Genomic DNA, 24,635 nt, shown 5'->3' on the forward strand with positions numbered 1-24,635 from the left:
TTGCATCGAGAATTTCGACACATTTGTAAGACTTGTAGGCTGGCTATGCCAAGATCGGCCACAGTGCGGCGACGCGAGGGACGCTGCAGCAATCGAATCCCGCCAGAAGGAATTTCATGACCGCATTTGCCACTGCACGCGCCCTGAGCATCGGTGCCACATTGCTTGCAGCCCTGACTTCGGTCCACGCCCAGAGCTATCCTGTGACCGCCACCCAGCGCTCCACCGCACAGCAAGTCGCTCAGCAAGGCATCCCCGAACACGAACTGGCGCCCAACGCTCCCGCGCAATACACCGTCAAGCGCGGCGACACGCTGTGGGGCATTTCGGGCCTGTATCTGCGCCAGCCCTGGCGCTGGCCCGACCTCTGGGGTATGAACCTCTCCAGCATCGCCAACCCGCATCTGATCTACCCCGGCCAGGTGCTGTATCTGGTGCGCAGCAACGGCTATGCCCGTCTGTCGACCACGGCCCCCAACGGCGATCCCGAAGTGGTGCGCGTGTCACCCCAGACACGTGAATCCTCACTGAACGATCTGGCCCTGCCCACGCTGCCGCCGCACCTGATCGAGCCCTTCCTGGCCGAGCCACTGGTCGTGGACAGCCAGGCACTGGCACAGGCGCCGCGCATCATCGCCACCCAGGACAAGCGCGTGCTCATGGCCAATGGCGATCGCGCCTATGTGCGCAACTCCGGCGGTGCGCTGATCACCACCGGCAAGGGACAGCCCGCGAGCTACCGCATCTTCCGCGATGCCACGCCTCTCAAGGACCCCGTCACCGGGGAAATCCTGGGCTACGAAGCCAAGTACCTGGGCAGTGCCACCGTGGCGCGTGGCGAGACCTTGCTGGCATCCGAGCCAGGCCAGCCCGCACAGACGGCGCCCGGCACGGTGGACATCATCCGCTCCAAGAACGAAATCCGCGCCGGCGACCGTCTGCTGCCCTCGCCCGAGCAGCAATACCTGAGCTATGTGCCCCATGCACCGCGCCAGGCGGTGGACGCCGCCGTGGTCTCCATCTACGGCGACTCGGTAGGCTATAACGCGGCCCAGAATCAGGTCATTGCCATCAACAAGGGGGCCCGGGACGGCATGGACATCGGCGCGGTGCTGGAACTCGTCAGCAAGGGCAATGTCATCGTGGACAAGACCAGCCCCAGTCGTGACCGCGTGAAGCTGCCCGACGAGGCCAATGGCTATGCCATGGTCTTCAAGGTGTTTGACCGGGTTTCCTACGCGCTCATCACCACGGCCCAACGCGGAGTGAATGTGGGCGACGGCCTGCAGTCGCCTCTGCCCTGACATGGAGCCAAAGCATGGTGCCCACCGCCTCCCAAGATGCGCACCATGCCTGGCCCGATGCCGAGACCCTGGCCTGGCTGCGCCTGCTCTTGACGCCCGGCCTGGGGCGCACCACGGCACGCCGGCTGCTGACCAGGGCCGGCAGTGCCGAGGCGGTCTGGCGGCTGCCGCCGTCCATCTGGGCGGAATGTGCCAGCCAGGCCCAGATCAAGGCCGGATCCGAACCTCCCGCCGACTGGGAACAGCATTGCAGCGCACTGGCCAGCTGGCTGGCCTCCCCCGCGCCGGGGCTGCTGCACACCGTGATCCATCTGGGCCACCCCCAATATCCTGACTGCCTGCTGCAGACCGAAGATCCGCCCCTGCTGCTGTTTGTCCAGGGATCGGCGACCTTGCTGGTATCTGCCCGGCCCTGGTTTCCCTATCCTTGCACCCTGGCCATGGTGGGCAGCCGCAATCCCTCGGCCCAGGGCCTCATCAATGCACGCAGCATGGCGCAGGCACTGGCCGAACAAGGCCTGTGCATTGTCTCGGGTCTGGCACGCGGCATCGATGCAGCCGCCCATGAGGGAGCGCTTCAAGCCCGTTCAGGCACACACCCCTGCACGATTGCCGTGGTCGGCACCGGGCTGGATCAGGTCTATCCGCGCGCTCACGCCAGACTGGCGCAGCAAATTGCGCTACACGGCTTGGTCATCAGCGAATACCCGCTGGGCAGCGGTCCCCTTGCCCAGCATTTTCCGCAGCGCAACCGCATCATTTCGGGCCTGTCGCAAGGCACGCTGGTGGTGGAGGCCGCCCTGCAGTCGGGCTCGCTGATCACGGCCCGACTGGCCAGCGAACAGGGGCGTGAAGTCTTTGCCATTCCAGGCTCCATCCACGCACCGCAGTCCAAGGGCTGCCATGCGCTGATACGCCAGGGAGCCAAGCTGGTGGAAACTGCCGACAACGTGCTCGAAGAGCTTCAGGGGCTGGAACCCGCTCCAATCCAAGCTGAACAGGCGCAGGAAGCCACCGGAAATAAGACATCCATATCCGAGCACCCGCTGCTGCAGGCGCTGGGCCATGATCCCATGACGCTGGAGTCCTTGAGCGATCGCACGGGCTGGGATGCCGCCCATCTTCAGGCGCAGCTGATGGAGCTGGAGTTCGACGGCCTGGTCGCGCGCCTGCCGGGCGGCCTGTACCAGCGACTCACACAAGGCTGAAACGCCCCGGAACTCGCGCCCCTGCGCAAAGAGACACCGGGAGGATGCCTCGCGCCTGTGGGTCAGGCCAGCCTTTCCGGATTCGCCTGAATCTTCTGCAGCGCATCGCGTGTGGCGCGCACCGTCAGTGCCTCGGCGTCATGCACGGCCAGCAGGCCGGCCTGCAGATAGGTGGCCATGCGCTGCGCCTGCAGCAGATAGCAATGGCCATCCAGCGAGGCGAACAGGTGCAAATGCCGGCGACGGCTGTGCCAGACATATTGCACCTGTACGCGGCTGCCGTTGTGGTCCAGCGTGAACCAGCGGCCGCTTTCCAGCGATCGGGCCCACTCCAGCATCGCCGGCTCCACCGGGCTGTCCGTGTTGGGAATGACGTTCAGGTCGCCCGCATCCACCCCCAGCATCAGTTCTATGCTCTCGCTGGACAGCGGCATATCGTCGAGCGTCCCATCCTCGCTGATGTATTTTTCCAGCTCCGACAGACGCTTGGCCATGGCCTCGATACGCTCGGCCGGAATGGCCGCAGTCTTGGACATGAAGGCCTGCGCCAGCGTATCGGTCAATACCTTGATCGCGGTCGACTGCGCATCGCCCGTCACGCTCACCAGCTCCAGCCCTTCGCGCAAGGTCTGCAGCAAGGTCGGCAGGCCCTGGATGACGCGCGCACGCTCCTGACGCGACGGCTTGGCACTGGCCGACCAGACCAGCTCGCTGGCCGCCTGCTTGAAGCGCATGGCCCGCGCATCCTTGGCGCCATAGCGCACGGTGGCCATGGCCAGCACATCGGCCCAGGACTTGAAGAGAAAGTCGCGCACCTCTTCGCGCACCGGCATATCGGTGAGCATATTGCGCAGCTCGATGGTGTACTGGATGGCCAGCGTTTCCTTCTGCTCCACCTGCTGGGCCACGCTGGTGATCTTGGCCGTGGACCGGTTCTGGGCAAAGTGCTTGGTGAGAAAGGCCTCGAACTCGCGCAGCACCAGGGCGAAGACCTTCTGCCCGGTTTCAGGGTACTGCTCTATCACCTGTACCACGCGGCGAATCTCTGTCTCCAGCGCATTGCCGTTGATGCTGCTGGCATCGAAGCCCATGACGCAGGAGCCCATGCGGTCGATCAACTTGCGCGCCGGGTGATTCAGGTCGCTGAAGAACTGTGGCTCGGCCAGGGCCACGCGCAGCACCGGCACCTGCAGGCGCGCGAACCAGACACGAATGGACGGCGGCAGCCGGTCTTCCGAAAGAATGCTCTGGAACATCAGCGCCACCACCTCGATGGTCGCCTTCTCCCCCGTGGTCTGGGCCTTTTGCTTCCAGTCGGCCGAGCGCTCGCGCACCTGATTGACCAACTGGCCGATCGCTGCCGGGCTGTAGTCCAGGACAGGCATGGCCATGGCCGAACCGGCCGCAGCCGGATACCGGGCCTGGAGCTCGGCCGCCATCAGCTGTTGCTGCTCCTGCAGCGCCTGGGCCAAGGCGGCAGAGGCCGGAGGCATGGGAACCAGCGGGGCGCCGGGCATCAGGCCTGGAATGCCGACCGCCGGCTGGCTCAGCACCTGGCGCAGCTGATTCATGGCATCCAGCGCGCGATGGCGCGCCCGCGCCAGCATGCCGAGACCGGCGCTGGCGCCTGGCGGCAGGGCAAAACCCGGCTCGGCGCCGAAGCCTGCCGCCATGCCTGCGGGCATGAACTGCTGCATGGCAGAGCTGCTCCAGCCGGTCTCGGCAGCATGGCCAAAGCCGCTGGCGCCGCCCAGAGGCATGGCGCCGGTAGACGGGCCGCCCTCCGTGCGCTTCACCCGCAGCGGGGCATCCTGGGCCTTGCTGACGCCTTTGGCATCCAGCAGCTTGTGCAAAATGCCGTATTCGGACTCCATCAACGGCGCCAGCGCATTCTGCAAAGGCTCCACGGCCCGCAGCAAATGCTTGCGCTCCATGCCGCAGCTCAGCCATTGCTCGACCAGATGCAGGCAAATGGTCTCGGCCCGGAACATGTCCCGGGAAGGCAGCTCATGCCCTTCCAGTGCCTGCATGCGCAGGCGCATGGCCTCGAAACCTGGCTGCAGCGTCTCTCCCATGGCCAGGGCCATGCGGGAGGCCAGAATCTTGTTTTCGACGACATCGTCGCTGAGCAGCTCGAAGTTCAGCGGAGCCGATCCCGAAGCACTGCTCTCCCCTGCTTGGGAAGGCGGCTTGCGCGCAGCCTGCTGCAGCGCCTGCGAACAAGCCTGTACCCAGGCGTCCTTGTGCTGCTGAAAGCCGACCCAGGCTTCGCGCCACTCCTGCATCTCCCTGGCCGTGGAGACGACGCCGGTCTGGTTGGCAAGAAATTCATCCAGCTGCTGGGCGACCTTGGGCAGGCCCTGGCAAATGCCATGGACCCAACGCAAACGCGCCTGCCAGCCCAGCTGTTGCGGGGCCGCAGGCGCGGTGGAGGAAGACTGCGATGGAGCCATTCCGTAAGTGTAAGTCGGCGGGAGCGGTTATGCGCCCGCCGTAATGGTCAAAGCGTCAGACCACGGCTCCCGCGTTGGGATCGTTGGGGTCTTGCGAACCGGGCTTGGTCGGAGCCTTGACCAGATCCTCGCGCTTGACGCCCAGCCACATGGCAATGGCAGCCGCCACGAACACCGAGGAATAGATACCGAACAAGATGCCGATCGTCAGAGCCAGCGCAAAGTAGTGCAGGCTGGGGCCGCCGAAGAAGAACATGGACAGCACCATGGCTTCGGTCGAAGCGTGGGTGATGATGGTTCGGCTCATGGTCGACGTGATGGCGTGATCGATCACCTCGTGCGTGCTGAGCTTGCGGAACTTGCGGAAGGCTTCGCGAATACGGTCGAAGATCACCACGGACTCATTGACCGAGTATCCCAGCACGGCCAGCACGCCCGCCAGCACGGAGAGCGAGAACTCCCACTGGAAGAAGGCGAAGAAGCCCAGGATGATGATCACATCGTGCAAGTTGGCAATGATGGCCGCCACACCGAACTTCCACTCGAAGCGGAAGGCCAGATAGATGATGATGCCCAGCACCACCATGCCCAGCGCCATCAGGCCGTTGTGCATCAGCTCATCACCCACCTGGGGGCCGACAAACTCGGTACGGCGCAGCGTGACCTCTGCATCCTCGGCCTTCAGCGCAGTGATCACCTGCTCGCTTTGCTGGGCAGTCGTCACGCCCTTTTGCACGGGCAGACGGATCATCACATCCTTGGATGTGCCGAAATTCTGCACGATCACATCGGCATAGCCGAGCTTGGAAACGGTTTCACGCACCTTGCCGATATCGGCCGGCTGGGTGTAGGCCACTTCCATGACCGTACCGCCCGTGAACTCCACCGACAGATGCAGGCCGCGCGAGAACAGGAAGAAGACGGCCAGCGCAAAGGTGATGAAGGAGATCGCGTTGAAGACCAACGCGTATCTCATGAACGGAATGTCTTTTTTGATGCGGAAGAACTCCATGATCTTCCTCCTTAGTTGTTGCTGCCGCGACCGGCCACGGAACGAAGACCCTCACCCTCAGGCCTCCAGACCTGACCGATGGAGACGCTCTTGAGCTTCTTCTTGCCGCCATACCAGAGGTTGACCAGGCCGCGAGAGAAGAACACGGCCGAGAACATGCTGGTCAGAATGCCGATGCAGTGCACCACGGCAAAACCGCGCACCACGCCCGAACCGAAGGCCAGCAGGGCCAGGCCGGCGATCAGCGTGGTCACGTTGGAGTCCAGAATCGTGTGCCAGGCATTCTCGTAGCCGGCATGGATGGCCGCCTGGGGCGAGGCACCGGCACGCAGCTCTTCGCGGATGCGTTCGTTGATCAGCACGTTGGAGTCGATGGCAACGCCCAGCGCCAGCGCCATGGCAGCAATGCCGGGCAGGGTCAGCGTGGCTTGCAGCATGGACAAGATGGCCAACAGCAGCAGCACGTTCACCGACAGGGCAATCGTGGAGAACACGCCGAACAGCATGTAGTACATGCACATGAAGGCTGCAATCGCCACCATGCCCCAGACCACGGAGTGGATACCGCGGTTGATGTTGTCAGCACCCAGGCTCGGGCCGATGGTGTATTCCTCGATGATCTCCATGGGTGCGGCCAGCGAACCGGCGCGCAGCAGCAGCGAGGTGTCGTTGGCTTCCGCCGTGGTCATGCGTCCGGAGATCTGCACGCGGCCGCCGCCGATCTCGCCACGGATCACGGGAGCCGTCACCACCTCGCCCTTGCCCTTTTCGAACAGGATGATGGCCATGCGCTTGCCCACGTTCTCGCGCGTCACGTCCTTGAAGATACGCGCGCCCTTGGCGTCCAGTGTCAGGTTGACGGTGGGCTCCTGGGTCTGGCTGTCAAAGCCGGGCTGGGCGTCCGTCAGATTCTCGCCGGTCAGCGTCACCTGCTTTTGCACGATGATGCTCTGGCCGTTGCGGTCCAGATACTTCTCGGAGCCGAAGGGCACGGGGCCGGAACCCATCTCGGCAGCACGCGCTTCGGCGGACTCGTCCACCATGCGCACTTCCAGCGTGGCGGTACGGCCCAGAATGTCCTTGGCCTTGGCTGTGTCCTGCACGCCGGGCAGCTGCACCACGATGCGGTCCAGGCCCTGCTGCTGGATCACGGGCTCGGCCACGCCCAGCTCGTTGATACGGTTGTGCAGCGTGACGATGTTCTGCTTGAGCGCCTGCTCCTGCACCTTGCGCAGGGCCTCGGGCTTGATCGATGCCACCAGCTTGAAGCCGGTGCCATCAGGCGAGGAAGTGGCCGTCAGATCGGGAAACTGGTCCGCGATCAGATTGCGCGCCGCCGTCAGCGTGGCTTCGTCGCGCACGCGGATGGTGACATTGTTGCCATCGCGGCTGACACCGCCGTGGCGGATGTTCTTGTCGCGCATGGTGGAGCGCAGATCGCCCGCATAGCTCTCTGCCTTCTTGGTCAGGGCCGCGGCCATGTCCACCTGCAGCATGAAGTGCACGCCGCCGCGCAGGTCCAGACCCAGATACATGGGCTTGGCACCGATGGCCGTCAGCCAGTCGGGCGAGCGCGACACCAGGTTCAGCGCCACGATGTAGGCGGGATCGGAGGGGTCGGCAACCAGGGCCTTCTGGATGACGTCCTTGGCCTTGAGCTGCTCATCGGGCGTATCGAAGCGGGCGCGCACCGAAGTGCCCTCCAGCGACAGCGAAGTGGCTTTGACGCTGGCCGCGCTCAAGGCGGATTCCACCTTTTGCAGCACGGCGTTGTCCACCTTCACAGTGGACTTGGCCGAGGACACCTGCACCGCAGGCGCTTCACCAAAGAAATTGGGCAGGGTGTAGAGCACCCCCACCAGCAGCGCGATCACGATGATCGCGTACTTCCAGACCGGGTATCGGTTCATGATCGCGCTCTTTTTTTTACAGCAACGCACAACGGGTACGCACACTCTGTTCGAGCGCCGTACCCCTCAAAATCCACAGCGGACAGGCTTACTTGGCCGTGCCCTTGGGCAGCACTTGCACCACAGCCGAGCGCTGGATCTGGACTTCCACGCCGGAAGCCACTTCGATGTAGATGAATTGCTCGGCCATGCGGGTCACGGTGCCGATGATGCCGCCGGCGGTAGCCACTTCGTCACCCTTGGCCAGCGCGTCGATCATGGAACGGTGTTCCTTCTGGCGCTTCATCTGGGGACGAATCATCACGAAGTACAGCACCACGAACATCAGCACCAGAGGCAGCATGCCGGTGAGCGAACCCATGAAGCCACCTTCAGCAGCGGCAGCAGGAGCGGTCTGGGCGAAAGCAGAAGAAATGAACACGAAAAAGACTCCGAAAGAGTGAATTTGTCAGGAACAGGTCCCGGCAGGCGCACGGTTGCGCGTCTAGCCAGGTCAGCGGGACATTGTATTCGGCTGGCTTGCGCCCAAGATTTGCATGGGCAGCCGCGCAGCACAGGCATTCCCTGATGCGATGGAGGCCTCCCTTCCCACATCAACAAAGCCCACAAAAATCATAGCTATCAGCGCATCAATTGCATTGTTTTCTGACTGTTTTATATTTAAATATCAGTCAATACAAGCGCTGGCAGCTATCAATTTTCGATAAACCACCGCCAGCACCACGCCTGTGGCCATGAATACAAAGGCCGGGTTGCCCCGGCCTTGTTCTGATGCGCTTTGGCGCAATTAGTTCACTGCCATCCGCAGGACTGCTGCAGCCGCGGGCGCCGCAACGCCGTTCCAGCGCGTCATCAGCGCCTGCCACTTGATGCGTGCCGCCGCCAGATGGTGCTCCTTCACATGGCCGTAGCCGCGAATGTCCTCGGGGATGGAGGCGATCTCCACGGCCAGCGCCAGCTTGTCGGCCGTCAGGCCCGTCAGCAGGGTGTCGATGCACTGGCGGTATTCGACGATCAGGGCGCGCTCGGTACGGCGCTCCTCGGTGCGGCCGAAGGGATCGAGCACCGTGCCGCGCAATCCCTTCATGCCGGCCAGCCAGCCCATGGCCTTGCGCATCCAGGGGCCATAGGACTTTTTCAGCAGATGGCCCTGCTCGTCCTTCCTGGCAAAGCCGGGGGGCGCGAGGTGATGCACGAGCTTGTAGTCGCCCTCGAACATGTCGCTGATCTTCTGGGTGAACGCCGCCTGCGTGTGCAGACGCGCCACCTCGTACTCGTCCTTGTACGCCATCAGCTTGAACAGATAGCGCGCCACAGCCTGGGACAGGCGCGTGCCCTGGGCCAGCGGCTCTTCCGCCGCGCGCACCTTGGCCACGAAGTCGCGGTACTGCTGGGCATAGGCCGCGTTCTGGTAGGCCGTGAGAAACTCCACACGCTTGTCCAGCATTTCCTCGAGCGACGGCTTCTTGACGAACTGGATCACCTGCGATGCCTGATACAGAGCGCGCACGGCCTCCAGATCGTGGGCGCAGCGGCGGCCCCATTCAAAGGCCTCCTGATTGCGCGCCACCTGCACGCCGTTGAGCTCCATGGCGCGCATCAGCGAGGCATGGCTCAGCGGCACCTTGCCCTTTTGCCAGGCGTAGCCCAGCATCATGGGATTGGCGTAGATGCTGTCGCCCAGCAGGGCCGTGGAGGCCTTCTCGGCGTCGAAACTGCCCAGGGCGCCATGCCCCACGGCCTCGGCCAGTGCCGTGGCGCAGCGTGCGGCAGGCGACTGCCAGTCGGGGTTGCCCACAAAGCTGGCCGTGGGCGCGGCATGGCTGTTGAGCGCCACATAGGTGCGCCCCGGCTGCATCACCGACAAGGTGGTGGGCGTGGCCGCCACGATGGGGTCGCAGCCGATGACCAGATCGGCCTTGGCCATGTCCACCTTGGTGGTGTAGATGGCATCGGCGCGGTTGGCGATCTGGATATGGCTCCAGGTGGAGCCGCCTTTTTGCGCCAGACCGGCCGCATCCTGGGTGACCACGCCCTTGCCCTCCAGGTGCGCGGCCATGCCCAGCAGCGAGCCGATGGTGATCACGCCCGTGCCGCCGACACCGGCCACCACGATGCCCCAGGCCTGCTCGGCCACGGGCAGCACGGGCTCGGGAATACTGGGCAGGGCTTCCAGGCTGCCCTTCTTGTCCTGCTTGGGCTTCTTGAGCTGACCGCCCTCGACGGTGACGAAGCTGGGGCAGAAGCCCTTGACGCAGGAATAGTCCTTGTTGCAGCTGTTCTGGTTGATGCGGCGCTTGCGGCCGAACTCGGTCTCCACGGGCTCCACCGACAGACAGTTGGACTGCACCGAGCAATCGCCACAGCCCTCGCAGACCAGCTCGTTGATGACCACGGTCTTGTCGGGCGTGCTCAGCACGCCGCGTTTGCGGCGGCGGCGCTTTTCCGTGGCGCAGGTCTGGTCGTAGATGATGATCGTGCAGCCCTTGAGCTCGCGGAACTGGCGCTGGATCGCATCCAGCTCGTCGCGGTGGTGCACGGTCACGCCCTCGCCCAGCTTCACGCCATCGTATTTCTCGGGCTCGTCGGTGACGATGACCAGTTTGCGCACGCCTTCGGAGAGCAGGCTGTTCATGATCTGCAGCACCGAATGGCCTTCAGGCCGCTCGCCCACGCGCTGGCCGCCCGTCATGGCCACGGCGTCGTTGTAGAGCACCTTGTAGGTGATGTTGGTGCCGGCCGCGATGCTCTGGCGGATGGCCAGCAGCCCGCTGTGGAAATAGGTGCCGTCGCCCAGATTGGCGAAGACATGGGCCTCTGTGGTGAAAGGCGCCTGGCCCACCCAGGTCACGCCCTCGCCGCCCATTTGCGTGAAGGTGCTGGTGCGGCGGTCTGGCATCCAGGTGGTCATGTAGTGGCAGCCGATGCCGGCCACGGCGCGCGAGCCTTCGGGCACGCGTGTCGAGGTGTTGTGCGGGCAGCCGCTGCAGAACCAGGGCGTGCGGTCGCCCGTGGAGACTTCCTTGGCCGCCTTGATCGCCGCTTCGCGGGCGTCGAGCACGGCCAGACGCTGCTGCATGCGCGTTTGCACATGCTCGGGCACGCCCAGCTTATTCAGGCGCTGGGCAATGGCGCGCGCAATGATGGCGGGGGTCAGATCGGCCGTGGGGCGCAGCAGCCAGTCGGTGCTGGGGTTGGGCAGCGACCATTCGCCACCATGCTCGTCGCTGAACTTGCCCACCACATTGGGGCGCACGTCGTCGCGCCAGTTGTAGAGCTCTTCCTTGATCTGGTATTCGATGACCTGGCGCTTTTCCTCGACCACCAGAATCTCCTGCAGGCCGCGTGCGAAATCGCGCGTGATGGTGGCCTCCAGCGGCCAGACCACGTTGACCTTGTGCAGCCTGATGCCCAGTTGGTGGCAGGTGTCCTCGTCCAGCCCCAGATCGGCCATGGCCTGGCGCGTGTCGTTATAGGCCTTGCCGCTGGCGATGATGCCGAAGCGGTCGTTGGGCCCCTCGATCACGTTGTGGTTGAGCTTGTTGGCGCGCACATAGGCCAGGGCCGCATACCACTTGTAGTTCATCAGCCGCGCTTCCTGCTCCAGCGGCGGATCGGGCCAGCGGATATGCAGGCCGCCGTCCGGCATCTGAAAGTCTTCGGGCAGGATGATGTTGACGCGATCCGGGTCCACCAGGACCGATGAGGAGGACTCCACCACCTCCTGGATCGTCTTCATGCCCGACCACAGCCCCGAGAAGCGGCTCATGGCAAAGGCATGCAGGCCCATGTCCAGGATGTCCTGCACGTTGCTGGGGAAGAACACCGGCGTGCCGCAGGCCTTGAAGATGTGGTCGCTCTGGTGCGCGGCCGTGGAGGACTTGCTGATGTGATCGTCACCCGCGATCGCAATCACGCCGCCATGCCTGGCCGTGCCCGCCATATTGGCGTGCTTGAACACGTCGGAGCAGCGGTCCACGCCCGGCCCCTTGCCATACCAGATGCCGAAGACACCGTCGAACTTCTTGGTTTCGGGGTAGAGATCGAGCTGCTGCGTGCCCCAGACGGCCGTGGCGCCCAGCTCTTCGTTCACGCCGGGCTGAAAGACGATGTGATTCGCCTCCATATGCTTTTTGGCCGCCCACAGCGACTGGTCGTAGGTGCCCAGGGGCGAGCCGCGATAGCCGCTGATGAAGCCTGCGGTATTGAGCCCGGCCTGCGCATCGCGCAGCCGCTGCAGCATGGGCAGGCGGACCAGGGCCTGCACGCCGCTCATAAAGGCGCGGCCGCGGGCCAGGGAATATTTGTCGTCCAGAGTCACAGACTCCAGGGCACGACGGACTTCATCGGGCAAAGGGGCATTCATGGCTTGTCTCCATGTGGGTGACCACCCGTGGCAGCTGTTGGCTACCAGAGCAGCATATTGCTTTGGGCATTCCTGCGCCAGAGGCACGGAACGCAAGTTGTTTGAGCAAAGTTTACGGAAAATGCCCCGAATAGAGCTTTCTTTTTATTGCCGGGATTAACCTAGTTTTTGAAAGAATCTTGCTGTAAATTGCGAATCATGAATCAACTTGATCGCTTCGACTGGGCCATCCTGAATGAGCTGCAGATGGATGGCCGCCTCACCAATGCCGAGCTGGCCCAGCGCGTGGGCCTGTCCGCCGCGCCCTGCTGGCGGCGCGTGCGCGCGCTGGAGGAGTCGGGCTATATCACCGGCTATCACGCCACGCTGGACCGCCACAAGCTGGGCCTGGGCGTGCTGGCCTTTGTGCGCGTGGATGCCGCACAGAACACTGCCGACATCACGCTGCGCATGGAGGAAGCCATTCGCCTGCTGCCCGAGGTCACCTCCTGCCACTACATCAGCGGCGCGGGCACCTTCGAGCTGCAGGTCGTGGCCAGGGACCTGGAGAGCTTTTCCGGCTTTGTGCGCAATGTGCTGCTGCGCCTGCCCAACGTCAAAGACGTGCACACGATTTTTTCGCTGGGCGAGGTCAAGTCCAGCAGCGCGCTGCCGCTGCCCAGCACGCTGACGCATGCCTGAGCCCGTCCTGCGCACTTCAAAAGTGAAGCGCGTACCGCTTTATCCATAGGCAATACCTGCCATATTTGTATTGAAATCATTGACTGTCATGCGCTCCAGGCTCACTGATCAATAGCAATCGTCACCGCTGCGACAGGTGGCCGCCGCAGTCTGGCGTTGTGAGGAACTACGTATTTGTCAGCACAACTTTCCTGCTACAGAATCGTGCACCATGGCCCACGATGATTCCGCAGCACGCGCTTCCCAAAATCCAATAAATTCAGACTCCGGCCAGGTCCCTGCAGGCAAGCTGCTGGAAGATCCCTCGGCCATGCATGACGGCGGCGCGCCGCCGGCTGCGGCACCTGGCGTCTGGACACCGCTGGCCACGCCCACCTTCCGCATGCTGTGGATGATCTGGATGACGGCCAATATCTGCATGTGGATGAACGATGTGGCGGCCGCCTGGCTGATGACATCGCTGACCACCTCGCCGGTGCTGGTGGCGCTGGTGCAGTCGGCCTCCACCCTGCCGGTGTTCTTTCTGGCCCTGCCCAGCGGGGCGCTGGCCGACATCCTGGACCGGCGCCGCTACTTCATCGTCACCCAGTTCTGGGTGGCGGCCGTGGCGCTGCTGCTGTGCCTGGCCGTGCTCTCCGGCCAGCTGACGCCCTATCTGCTGCTGGCCCTGGTGTTTGCCAACGGCATCGGCCTGGCCATGCGCTGGCCGGTGTTCTCGGCGCTGATCCCGGAGCTGGTGCCCAAGCACCATCTGCCTTTTGCGATGGCGCTCAACGGCGTGGCCATGAATGCCTCGCGCATCATCGGCCCACTGGTGGCGGGCGCCCTGATTGCCAGCCTGGGCAGTGCCTGGGTGTTTGTGCTCAATGCCGTGCTGTCCATCGTCTCGGGCTTTGTGCTGCTGCGCTGGAAGCGCCAGCAGCCCGCCAACCCGCTGGGCCGCGAGCGCCTGGGCTCGGCCATGCGCGTGGGCCTGCAGTTCATCCAGGAGTCGCCGCGCATGCATGCCGTGCTGCTGCGCACCGTCTGCTACTTTCTGCAGGCCGCCGCCATCATGGCGCTGCTGCCGCTGACGGCCCAGCGCCTGGACCACGGCACGGCCAGCAGCGGCAGTGCCGGCACCTTCACGCTGCTGCTGGCATCCATGGGCGCGGGTGCCATCCTGGGTGCCATGCTGCTGCCGCGCATACGCCAGATGCTGTCGGGCGAGCGCACGGTGCTGGCCGGCGTCGCCGCGCAAAGCCTGGCCACGCTGACCGTGGCCTTCGCGCCCCATATCGCCGTGGCCGTGCCGGGCATGATGCTCTCGGGCCTGGCCCTGCTGGCCACGGCCAACACGCTGGGCGTGGCCGCGCAGATGGCCCTGCCCAACTGGGTGCGGGCACGCGGCATGTCCATCTACCAGATGTCCATCATGGGCAGCACGGCCATCGGCGCCGCCATCTGGGGCAAGATCGCCAGCCTGGGCTCGGTGCAGATCAGCATGGCGGTGGCCGCCGTCAGCGGGCTGACGGCCCTGCTGATCGTGCAGCGCCTGAACCCGGATCGCGACATCGAGGAAGACCTCAGCCCTTCGCGCGCCTTCACGCCGCCGACGGCCGCGCTGACGCCCGAAGCCGGCCGCGTGGTGGTGACTATCGAGTACCTGATCGATCCGGCCAGGGCCGGCGCCTTCCGCGATCTGATGCAGCTGAGCCGGCGCAGCCGCCTGCGCCAGGGCGCGCTGTCCTGGAGCCTGCTGCACAGCATGAGCCAGCCAGAGCGCTTCGTGGAGCAGATCACCGACGAATCCTGGACTGAGCATCTGCGCCGCTTCGAGCGCGTGACGACCGCCGATGTGGCGCTGCGCGACCGCAAGCTGAGCTTTCACAAGGGCAAGGAGCCGCCCGTGGTGCAGCGCTACTTCACCGACGCTCTTTAAAAGAGAGCTTGCCAGCGCTTTCAGTTAAATAATTTCAGATAGTTATTTACCGAAATTCATTGACTGATAAGCGCTTGCAGCTCCTGTTTCTGTATCAGCGCAGATGCGGCGCCGATCCGGCCAAGGCCTTGGGCCAGAAGGCCCAGAGCTTGAGCGGCTGCTTGATGCGACCCGCCACATCACCGGCCTCGGCCCCCCAGCCCATGAAATAGTCGGCGCGCACGGCGCCCAGAATCGCGCTGCCCGTATCCTGCGCGAACACCAGGCGGTTGAGCGAGACCGTAGGGCCGGGCGTGGACAGCCAGACCGGCGTGCCATAGGGGATGCTGTTGCGGTCCACGGCAATGGAGCGGCCCGGCGTCAGCGCCACGCCCTGCGCGCCCTTGGGGCCGAACTGGGCATCGAAGTCGTTGAGCGCCTCCTCGCGGAAGAACACATAGCGCGGATTGCTCCAGAGCATCTCGTTGACACGCGAGGGATTGGCGGCAATCCAGGCGCTGATGCCGGGCCAGGTGGCATCGCGCACCAGGTTCTGGTCGAGCAGCCAGCGGCCCACGCTCTTGTAGGGCTGATCGTTGGTGCCGGCATAGGCCACGCGGATCATGCGCTGGCGACCGTCTGCCTCGGTCAGCATCAGCCGGCCCGAGCCCTGGATATGCAGCACCAGCATGTCCACCGGGTCGCGCAGCCAGGCAATGGCGCGGCCGGCCAGGGCGGCCTGGGCCTCGGGGTTGGTGTCGATCTGCTGGCGCGTGAACCAGGGCTTGCGCTTGCCAAAGCCCTGCGGGACCTGATAGATGGGCACATTGAAGCCGTTGCCCTGCACCCGGCGCGCCTCGTACAAGGGCTCGTAATAGGCGGTCAGCATGCCGTCGGGGCTGCCCGTGGTCGCTTCGATGCGATAGGGCTGCAGCGTGTTCATCATCCAGCTGCGCTGCTCGTCTTCCGAGGCAATGCTCAGGCGGCGCACCTCGCCGCACAGATTGGCAAACACGGTGCTGGGACGCTCGCAGTTCTTGATCCAGGCATTCCAGGCCTCGTTCAGGGAATCCTGGGGCACGCCGGGCAGCTCGCCCCAGTCCACCGCCACCCAGCGGCTTTTTGTCGGTACATTGGCGGTGAACGGCGGCTTGGCCGTGGAGGCTGGCCCGCCATGCGGCGCCATCTCGGGCACCGGTGCCGGATCGTTTTGCTGCTTGGTGGTGGTGCAGGCCACCAGGGTTCCTACAATCAGCGCCAGTGAAAAACGGCGCAGGAGATGGAAATTCATGGGTCTGATTTTGCTTGAAGCACTGCTGGCATTGGCCATTCTGGTCGCTATTGTGTGGTGGACCATGTTCTCGGGTCGGAAAAAGGGTGAGTTGCCGGCCCCGGCCGAGCCGCCTGCGTCTCCGCAAGCGCCTGCAGACTCCGGGCGGGAGGGCCCCGATCGAGCTTAGCCGATGGCGCTTGCGCCATGGGTGCGCGGCCTGATTGTGACAATCTTTTGCATCAGAAACCGCGCGCTGGCACGCGTCCTACTTTTTTCGGTTTCTCTTGGCAGTACGCTCAAGGCCTTGCAGCTTTAACGCGAAGCTGGTTTGCAGGACCCTCCGGGTCGTTCATCAAACTAAGGAGTTTTCTATGCGCAAGCAATTGGCTGTGACGGCCGCTCTGGCCTCTGCTCTGTTGATCACCGGCTGTGCCAATACCGGTGGCATGTCGGACACCACACGCCGCACCGCCACTGGCGCAGGCGTGGGCGCACTGGGCGGCGCTGCCATCGGAGCCATCGCCGGTGGCCATGCCGGCAAGGGAGCACTGATCGGTGCCGGTGTCGGTGCACTGGGCTCCTATATCTGGTCGCAGAACCTCGAAAAGCAAAAGCGCGAAATGGAAGCCGCGACCCAGGGCACAGGCGTAGGCGTGACACAGACTGCGGACAACCAGCTCAAGCTGGACATCCCCAGCGACATCTCCTTTGATACCGGCCGCGCCGACATCAAGAGCAACTTCGCCCCCATCCTCGACCGCTTTGCCGAAGGTCTGCGCAACAATCCCAACGCAGAAGTGCGCATCATCGGTCACACCGACAGCACCGGCTCCGATGCCATCAACAATCCGCTGTCGCTGCAGCGTGCCGAGAGCACCCGCAACTATCTGACTTCACGTGGCGTCAACGGTGCCCGCATCCAGGTGCAGGGCATGGGCTCGCACCAGCCCGTGGCTTCCAATGCCACCAACGAAGGCCGTGCGCGCAATCGCCGCGTGGAAATCTTCGTCGGTGAGCGCGCTCCTCAGTAAGACAGGCACCAGCCAGCAAAAAGCCCCGCAAAGCGGGGCTTTCTTCATGGCGCTTGCGCAGTGCGCAGGCTGCGGCTCAGGCGTTGCGCAGCAGATTGGCCAGCTCCACGGCCGACTTGACCTGCATCTTGTCGAAGACCCGCGCCCGGTGCACTTCCACGGTGCGCACGCTGATGTCGAGCTGATCGGCGATGAGCTTGTTCGGTACGCCCTCGACGACCAGCTTCATCACGTCCTTTTCACGATCGGTCAGCTCGCCCAAGCGGCCGCGCACCTCCTCGCGCGCCTGCAAGGCGGCCAGATGCTCGGCAGACAGCGCCAGCGCCTGCTCCACGCGGTCCACCAGCGCATTGTCGGAAAACGGCTTTTCGCAGAAATCGAAGGCACCGCGCTTGACCGTATCCACGGCCGTGGGGACATCGGCATGGCCGGTCAGAAAGATCACGGGCATGGCCTCGATCTGGCCGCGCTCCAGCATGCGATTGAACAGCGACAGGCCGCTCATGCCCGTCATGCGCATATCGAGCAGCAGGCAGCAGGGGCGGCGCGTCACGGGGCTGGTCTGCAGCACCGCCTGCTCGAATTCTTCGGCGTTGCGATAGCACTCGCTCAGCAATCTGCGCGAACGCAGCAGCCATGCCAATACCTCTCGGACATCGGCATCGTCGTCCACCACGTAGACGGTAGCGTCGGTTACAGGTTCCATGAAGCCTAGTTCTCTCTGGGTTCCCAGTGGGCCGGCAGCGTGAAGACGAACTCCGTGCCCTGCGGGAGGTGCGGGCGGTAATCAAGATGACCACCATGTTGCTCCACCACCGTGCGGCACAGGCTCAGGCCCAGGCCCATGCCCTCGGTGCGCGTGGTGAAGAAGGGGGTGAACAGCTGCTCGGCGACTTCCGCAGAAATGCCGGCGCCGCAGTCCATGATGGAAAATTCTACCCAACGCGCGCCAAGACCGTCAGAACTGCGCCTGACCGTCAGGGTCAGCACCCTGTCCTTGAACGCAGGCTGGTCCATGGCCTGCATGCCGTTGCGCGCCAGATTGAGCAGCACCTGCTCGACCATGGTGACATCGCAGAGCACCGCCGGCAGATCGGCCTCCAGATCCAGCTGCACCGAGGCATTGAGCTTGTGTGCCTGCAGATAGACCAGGGGCATGACGGCATCGATCAGCTCCGCGGGCTGCACGACCTCCCTGGATTTGTCGCGCCGGCGCACGAAGTCGCGCACGCTCTTGATGACCTTGCCCGCACGATCGGCCTGAAAGCTGATGCGCTCCAGGGCCATGCGCAAATCCTGCAGCTGCAGGTCCTCGGTATCAGGTTCATGTGCCAGCAGATTGAGCGAGCCCGTGGCATAGCTGGAGATGGCGGCCAGCGGCTGCGTCAGCTCATGGCTGAGCATGGAGGCCATCTCGCCCACCGTCGCCAGGCGCGCCGTGGCCTGCAGACGCTCCAGCGAGGCGCGCGACATCTCCTCCATGCGGCGCTGCTCGCTGATGTCGATGAAGGCGCTCATCCAGCCCGTGTGCTGGCCCTGGGCGGTGATCAGAGGCGCCTCGAAAATCAGCACCGGAAAGCGCGAGCCGTCCTTGCGCATGAACACGCTCTCGTGGCCCTGGCGCGGCGTGGGCAGCAGGCCGGCAAGGCGCTGATCGCGCCGGCTCACATATTCCTGGGCCAGCTCGGGCGGCCAGTAAGGCGCCACATTGAGGCCCAGCAGCTCCTGCGCGCTGAAGCCCACCATATTGCAAAAGGCCGGGTTCACATAGGTGATGCGCCCCTGGAGATCGCGGGCACGCATCCCCGTGACCAGGGAATCTTCCATGGCCTTGCGAAAGGCCAGCGCATCGCCCAGATCGCGTTCCGCGCGCAGGCGACGGCGGTTGTCGCGCACCAGCACAACCAACACCGTCACGAGCGCGATCGACATGCCGGTCACCAGCGCCGTCATCACATTGGGAAAGACGCTGGGCGCGTGATGCCAGCTGTCCATGCGCAGCACCAGGGTGTTGCCGGGCAGGTCCAGCAGCTGCTGGGCCGTGAACATGCGCGAGCCGCGCCAGGCCGCCCCCACCATGGCCAGACGCGTGCCGTCCGGCTCGGTGAACGACACCTCCTGGGTGCGCGGCAGGGACTTGCCCGAATGCAGCTCGGGCAAATGGCTTTCGTCTTCGACCAGCAGGGTGCGATAAGGCGTCTCGGCATGCTCGATGAGGCGCATGTTTTCGCCCCGCCACTCGATACGCATCAGGTCACGGCGCTGCTGCAGCAGCTCGGTCGCGTGCTCGCGCCATGCCGAGTGCTTGCCGCTGTAGGCGCTCAGCGCCAGCAGATCCTGCAGATTGCGGCCCAGCGCCGCACGGATATCGCCGACGGCATTGGCGGTATCGCGCTCCAGCTTTTCCTGCACCTGGGATGCTTCATAGCGTCCGGCCAGCCAGACCATGGTGACCAGCATGCTGACCACCAGTGCCACCAGCAAGGTCCATAGGGACCAGCGCTTCCAGGCCATGCGCCAGCGTCGCCAGGGCCAATGGGCAGGATGGTCCTCGGGCAGTTCGTCAAGAGCAGTATTCAGCGGTTCAGTCACAGCACACGATGGGTCAAGGCCGGCAATTGCTGGCGCACTTGCAGCAAGCGGTCACGGTTGAGCTCGCCCGCCACCACGCCGGTGCCGCTGGCCTGCAGGCCCTGCACCTCGCCCCAGGGGTCGATCAGCAGGCTGTGGCCCCAGGTACGGCGGCCGTTTTCATGCACGCCGCCCTGGCCGGGCGCCAGCACATAGGCCAGGTTCTCTATCGCCCGCGCCCGCAGCAGCACCTCCCAGTGCGCCTGGCCCGTGGTGTAGGTGAAGGCACTGGGCACCAGCAGCAGGTCAGCGCCCTGGGCACTGAGCGCGCGGTACAGCTCGGGAAAGCGAAGGTCGTAGCAGATGCTCAGGCCCATGCGCCAACGGGTGCCGTCTCTGGCCTGTATGTCGCAGACCACGGGCTGGCTGCCCGCCTGCACCACGGCGGCCTCGGTATAGCTCTCGCGCCCATTGTCGAACTGAAAGAGGTGGATCTTGTCGTAGCGGGCCACGCACTCGCCGTCGGGGGAATAGACCAGACTGGTATTGAGCACATGGCTGTCGTCAGCCGCCTGCAGCGGCAGCGTGCCCGCCACCACCCACAGCTGGAGCTGCCTGGCGGCTCCGGCCATGAAGTCCTGGATCGGCCCCTGGCCGAAGGCCTCGCGGTAGGCCAGCTTGTCGGTGTCCCTGGCGCCCATGGCGCAGAAATACTCGGGCAGCACCACCAGCTCCGCACCCAGGGCGGCGGCCTGCTGCATCAGGCTGCGCGCCTGCGCCAGATTGGCGGCGACATCCTGACCCGAGACCATTTGTAGAGCGGCAATCTTCATGGCTTCTCCTGTGAGCCTGTAGCGCCAGCGGGCTGCTTGCCGGCATCGTCGGCACCGGTCTTGGGCACGCTGCGTCTGGGCAGCTCGGTCACTTGCGGATCTTCCCAGCTGCCGTGGATATGGAACTCCTTGGTCGTGGCCGCAATCAGCGGGCCACGCAGAATCATCTGGGCCAGAAAGCTGCTCAGCCCCACCACGGGGTTGATGGCCGTGGCGACCAGGGAGGCGGACAGGGCGTTGATCTCCGGCACCACCACCACATGCAGGTCCTGGGTTTCCTTGTCGATATCGGCAGAGCCCTCCATCAGCACGGCTGCGTTCACGCCCTTCATCTGCATGTTATTCGTCTTGGCAATGCCGCGCTCTATGGTGACATCGCCTCGCATGAAGTCGAACGAGAAGCCGTTGCGGAACACGTCGCGGAAATCCAGCGTCAATCGCCTGGGCAGGGACTGCAGGCTGAGCACGCCCAGCAGCTTGGCCAGGCCCGGCTCGGCCTTGAGAAACTGGCCTTTTTGCACCTCCAGGTGCACGGCGCCGGACATGGTCTTGAACCCCGGCGTCACGGGCGATCCGGTCCAGCCGATCTCCCCCTGCAGCTCGCCCTGGCCATTGGCGACCACGCCGGGCATGTCGAAGCGATTGAGCAGCTTGCCCACATCGCGCAGATGGAGCTGGAACTGCAGCTGGGTCTGGCCCGGGTGCTTCTGGTCGCCGGAGCGCAGCGCCCAGGAGCCCTGCGCCGTCAAGGTCGCCTCGGGTGTGCTGATATTGAAGCGCGACAGCTGCCATTCGCGCTTGCCCACGCCGAGGGACAGCCCGTGGTTGCGCGCCACCACATCCAGCTTGCCCAGCGAACGCTTGCCCAACTGAAAGTCGTCCACACTGACCTGCAGTGCCGGCAGCTCGCGCAAATCGCTGCTCTGGGCGGCCGCCGCCTCCACGCCCTCGTCCGGGCCGTCGGGAATGCTCAGACGCGAGAGCTTGGCGATGACCAGGCCGCCAGGCTCCTGCGCACTGGCCTCGCGATATTCAATGCGCCCGGCCAGCTCGCGCGCCTGGATCTGGTTGCTCCAGATCTTGTTGGCATGGCTGAGCTGCAGGGATACATCGTGCAGCGAGCGGCCATGGAGCTTGACCTCGCGTGCCTTGAGCGCCAGTTGCTGAGGCACAAACTGACGCCAGCTCTCTTCCTCGGCAACGGGGCCATCGGCAGCGCTCGCTTCGCCCTCGGGCCACAGCCTCCCCCAGGCATCCAGATCCAGCACCGGCAGCTGCACCCTGGCCTGCAGACCCGCAGGCGGCAATGCGGCTTCCGCCTTGCCCGACTCCACCAGCTCCAGGCTGCCGCGCGTGATGCGGGCCTGTGCCCCGCTGATATCGCGCTCCAGCAGGGCTGCGGCCTGATTGCCCCATTGCACGCTGAGCTGGTCGGTCAGCGGCTTGGCCACAGCGGGCACAGTGCGGTTGACGCGCAAGGCCAGGAAGCTGTCGGCCGCCTTGCCCAAGGGCGCCGGCAGCATGACCGCCATGCCCTGCAGCTCGGACTGCAGGCTGATTTCCGGCACGCTGTGCAACACCTTGATCTGCAGGCCATAGCGTGCCTGGCCCTGCAGATGCTTGCCCAGAGCCGCCAGCTCGCTCATCTCCTTGGCGTCACGCAGGCCCTGGGCCGTGGCCATGCCGTCCACGCGCAGCTGGACCGGAGCCGTGGCGGCATCGGCACCGGGCTTCATGCCGCCCTCGATGCGCACGTCACCGCCCAGCGCTCTGGCCTGCACGCCCGAGAGCTGAAAGCCGGTTTCCGAGAACTGAACATTGCCGCGCAACTGGCTGAGCGCGGGCACCTCGGGCATCAGCTGCAGCGTATTGCCCGACAGCGCCACTTCTCCCTGTACCTTGCTGCGCTCCATGTGCAGGGTGGGCAGATGCAGCTTGAGGCTGAGCTTGGCATTGCCCGTGGCCCGGCTGCTATCCAGCACATGAGCGGTCAGCGCAGACAGTGCGGAGCCTTGCACCAGGTTCAGCATATCGCCCAGGGCACCATGGGCCTTGGCGTTGACCTCCACCTCGGTCTGGTTCCAGTCGGCCACGCCGGCCTGCGCTTCATCGACAACGATGGCGGTATGACCCAGAAAGCCCTTGGCCTTGCGCACCTGCATGGAGTTGCGGTCGAACACCAGCTCGCCCGAAAGCCTGGTCAGCGGCGGCCAGGGCTTTTCGCCAGGACTGAGCAGATAGCCGGGCACGAACTGGTAGTTCACGTCCTGCACCTGGGCGCTGATGTGGAACTCGCCCTTGCCCGGCTTTTCAAACGGCACATGCTCGAGTTCGCCCTTGACACGGAAGTTCACCGCACTGGCCTGGCCCGTGGTGATGGCCTCGCGCACATAGCGCAGCGCATCGCTGCCCAGGTCCTGGGGCAGATAGCGATAAATGCGCTCACCCTTGGCACGGCTGAGCTGGCCCTGCAGATCCAGCAGCCCCGGAAAACGCGGCTGGTCCTTGGTCCCGGCCCCGGACTGCCAGCTGGCCTGGGCCTGGCCGGCCGTGTCTTCATTGGCAAAGCGCAGCCGGGGCACCTGCACCTTGATGGTCTGGCCCTTGTCCAGCAGCTGCCAGCGCACCAGGCTGTCGAGCTGATCGAAAGGGATATCAGGGTCTTCAAACACCCCGGGGAAGCTCAGCATGGCCTGATTGACTCCCGGCGTCTTGGTCAGCGTGGCCTCGCCGCTGTCCTGGTCCAGGGTGAACTTGCCGCTCAAGCCCCGTACGCCGGGAATGCCTATGCTGTGGGGGCCCTCCTCCGAGGCCTGGGAACGCAAGCCCAGCTGCTCGAACCGCCCCGAGGCCTTGTACTGCGCCAGCTGCTGCAGAGGTCCGCGCCAGGACAGCTTGAGATCGCTCAGCTGTCCTGCCGGCGCCAGCGCCCTGAGCTGGCTCTGAGCGGTTGGCGGCAGGGGCAGGCGCTGCAGCATCTGCGCCGCAATGGCCAGGTCGATGCCATCGGCCTGAACATCACCATGTTCGCCCTGGCTACCTTGCTCGGAAGCGCCGGTCGGCACATAGCGCAGGCTGAAGTCTCCTCTTGGCCAGTTCAGCCCGTCGTCGGCCGTGAACTGCAGTCCCTGGACGGAAAACTGGTAGCCGTTCTGATTCTTGGCCCGCAAACGCCCTCTCAAGGCCTGCAGAGCCAGGGGCTCGGGTCGGTCCCGCCATTGCAGCTGCAGCGCCTGTACCGCGACATCGGCCACCGCGCCCACGGGCTGGCCGTGCTCCACATCCAGCCAGGCCCTGACCGAGCCCTTGCCCTGTTGCAGCTTCCAGTCCTGCGGGCCCAGATACTGGCCCAGATGCGACAGGTCGATATGCGTGAAGTCCAGATAGGCCTGTCCGCTCCAGCGCTCCAGACGCCCTTCATGGACCGACAGCAACGGCTCCTTGAAGTTGCCCATGACCGTGAAGCGCTGGCCCCAGCCCTGCGGCGGCGTGGCATCCAGCCGCAGGGAGTGATGCCAGCGCTTGTTGCGCAGCACCAGATCCACATCCTGCAGTTGCAAAGGCGCGGCATTGCGCAGCTCGTCCACCCACTGCAGCTTGCCGCCTCGGATGGCGATTTCGGGCTGGGAGAAGATCCAGTCGGAGTCGCCCCCCTGCCCCGGGTCGGATGACACGGCAATGCCGGCCACAAAGATCTGGCCGTCTGTATCGCGTCGAACCGTCAGATCCGGCCCTTCAAGGTATATCTGCTCCACGCCCAGGGTCATCAGCGAATGGGCAGAGACCGCCACCACCACCTTGGGCAGCAGCAAGGCCTCACTCTTGTTCGCAGGGTCATGCAGGACTACGTCGCCCAGCTCGAAAGTTGGTACCAGACCCGATCGGTACGCATGCAGCCGGCCTATGGAAACCGGTACACCCAGGCTGCGTGAGGCCAGGGATTCCAGCTCAGGGCGCCACTGTTCGATTCGCGGCACAATCCAGAAATGGAGCACCCCCCACACGGTGGCCAGCAGCAGCCACAGGCTCAGGACCAGTCCCAGAGACCACCGTGCCAAGCTGGCCAGCCTATGAATTTGGCGAGTTGGAAGTG

Annotated in this window: 15 protein-coding genes; 5 read left to right on the top strand and 10 right to left on the bottom strand. The window is 64.6% G+C overall.

Annotated features, from left to right (window positions below):
• The first annotated feature begins 116 nt into the window (after positions 1-116).
• Both O987_RS26970 and dprA read left to right on the top strand, forming a co-directional pair.
• Positions 117-1,304: a LysM peptidoglycan-binding domain-containing protein gene (locus O987_RS26970; protein ID WP_003060162.1), complete on the top strand. Its 1,188-nt coding sequence runs from the start codon at positions 117-119 to the stop codon at positions 1,302-1,304.
• Between the two features lie 14 nt (positions 1,305-1,318).
• Complete coding sequence (gene dprA, locus O987_RS26975; protein WP_043375841.1) at positions 1,319-2,512, top strand: DNA-processing protein DprA; 1,194 nt, start codon at positions 1,319-1,321, stop codon at positions 2,510-2,512.
• A 62-nt stretch (positions 2,513-2,574) separates the two neighbouring features.
• On the opposite strand, the gene O987_RS26980 is transcribed toward dprA, so the two are convergent.
• The 5 genes from O987_RS26980 to O987_RS27000 all read right to left on the bottom strand — a co-directional run bounded on the left by O987_RS26980 (position 2,575) and on the right by O987_RS27000 (position 12,253).
• Complete coding sequence (locus O987_RS26980) at positions 2,575-4,965, bottom strand: DUF1631 domain-containing protein (RefSeq protein ID WP_043375843.1); 2,391 nt, start codon at positions 4,963-4,965, stop codon at positions 2,575-2,577.
• 55 nt (positions 4,966-5,020) lie between these two features.
• Positions 5,021-5,977 (bottom strand): protein translocase subunit SecF, encoded by a 957-nt coding sequence (gene secF / locus O987_RS26985; RefSeq protein ID WP_003060159.1) that lies wholly within the window; start codon positions 5,975-5,977, stop codon positions 5,021-5,023.
• 11 nt (positions 5,978-5,988) lie between these two features.
• Entirely contained in the window at positions 5,989-7,887 is a 1,899-nt protein-coding gene (gene secD / locus O987_RS26990) for a protein translocase subunit SecD (RefSeq protein ID WP_043375845.1), read from the bottom strand.
• 88 nt (positions 7,888-7,975) lie between these two features.
• Entirely contained in the window at positions 7,976-8,308 is a 333-nt protein-coding gene (gene yajC, locus O987_RS26995) for a preprotein translocase subunit YajC (protein WP_003066810.1), read from the bottom strand.
• A gap of 366 nt (positions 8,309-8,674) precedes the next feature.
• Positions 8,675-12,253, bottom strand: coding sequence for an indolepyruvate ferredoxin oxidoreductase family protein (locus O987_RS27000; RefSeq protein ID WP_043375847.1), 3,579 nt, complete (start codon positions 12,251-12,253; stop codon positions 8,675-8,677).
• Positions 12,254-12,451: 198 nt separating this feature from the next.
• Between O987_RS27000 and O987_RS27005 the strand changes: the two genes are divergently transcribed.
• Together O987_RS27005 and O987_RS27010 are read left to right on the top strand one after the other, a co-directional pair.
• A complete protein-coding gene (locus O987_RS27005) occupies positions 12,452-12,934 on the top strand; it encodes an Lrp/AsnC family transcriptional regulator (protein ID WP_003060152.1) in 483 nt (160 codons plus the stop codon).
• 211 nt (positions 12,935-13,145) lie between these two features.
• Entirely contained in the window at positions 13,146-14,855 is a 1,710-nt protein-coding gene (locus O987_RS27010) for an MFS transporter (protein ID WP_043375850.1), read from the top strand.
• 94 nt (positions 14,856-14,949) lie between these two features.
• Here the strand turns inward: O987_RS27010 and O987_RS27015 are convergent, their stop codons facing one another.
• Positions 14,950-16,125, bottom strand: coding sequence for a murein transglycosylase A (locus O987_RS27015; protein WP_003060148.1), 1,176 nt, complete (start codon positions 16,123-16,125; stop codon positions 14,950-14,952).
• Positions 16,126-16,478: 353 nt separating this feature from the next.
• Between O987_RS27015 and O987_RS27020 the strand changes: the two genes are divergently transcribed.
• Positions 16,479-17,138 (top strand): OmpA family protein, encoded by a 660-nt coding sequence (locus tag O987_RS27020; RefSeq protein ID WP_003060146.1) that lies wholly within the window; start codon positions 16,479-16,481, stop codon positions 17,136-17,138.
• Positions 17,139-17,214: 76 nt separating this feature from the next.
• Here O987_RS27020 and O987_RS27025 read toward each other — a convergent pair whose 3' ends face one another.
• Genes O987_RS27025 through O987_RS27040 form a run of 4 tightly spaced genes read right to left on the bottom strand, consistent with a single transcriptional unit; the run spans position 17,215 to position 24,600 of the window.
• On the bottom strand, positions 17,215-17,844 hold the full coding sequence (locus O987_RS27025) for a response regulator transcription factor (RefSeq protein ID WP_043375852.1): 630 nt from the start codon (positions 17,842-17,844) through the stop codon (positions 17,215-17,217).
• Between the two features lie 5 nt (positions 17,845-17,849).
• Complete coding sequence (locus O987_RS27030) at positions 17,850-19,730, bottom strand: two-component system sensor histidine kinase NtrB (protein ID WP_043375854.1); 1,881 nt, start codon at positions 19,728-19,730, stop codon at positions 17,850-17,852.
• Positions 19,727-20,542, bottom strand: a complete 816-nt coding sequence (locus tag O987_RS27035; protein ID WP_043375856.1) for a carbon-nitrogen hydrolase family protein — start codon at positions 20,540-20,542, stop codon at positions 19,727-19,729. The genes O987_RS27030 and O987_RS27035 overlap by 4 nt, the downstream gene beginning before the upstream one ends.
• Positions 20,539-24,600, bottom strand: a complete 4,062-nt coding sequence (locus O987_RS27040; RefSeq protein WP_080731619.1) for a YhdP family protein — start codon at positions 24,598-24,600, stop codon at positions 20,539-20,541. The genes O987_RS27035 and O987_RS27040 overlap by 4 nt, the downstream gene beginning before the upstream one ends.
• Positions 24,601-24,635: the final 35 nt, after the last annotated feature.

This window comes from Comamonas testosteroni TK102, assembly GCF_000739375.1.
GTDB classification, from domain to species: Bacteria; Pseudomonadota; Gammaproteobacteria; order Burkholderiales; family Burkholderiaceae_C; genus Comamonas; species Comamonas brasiliensis.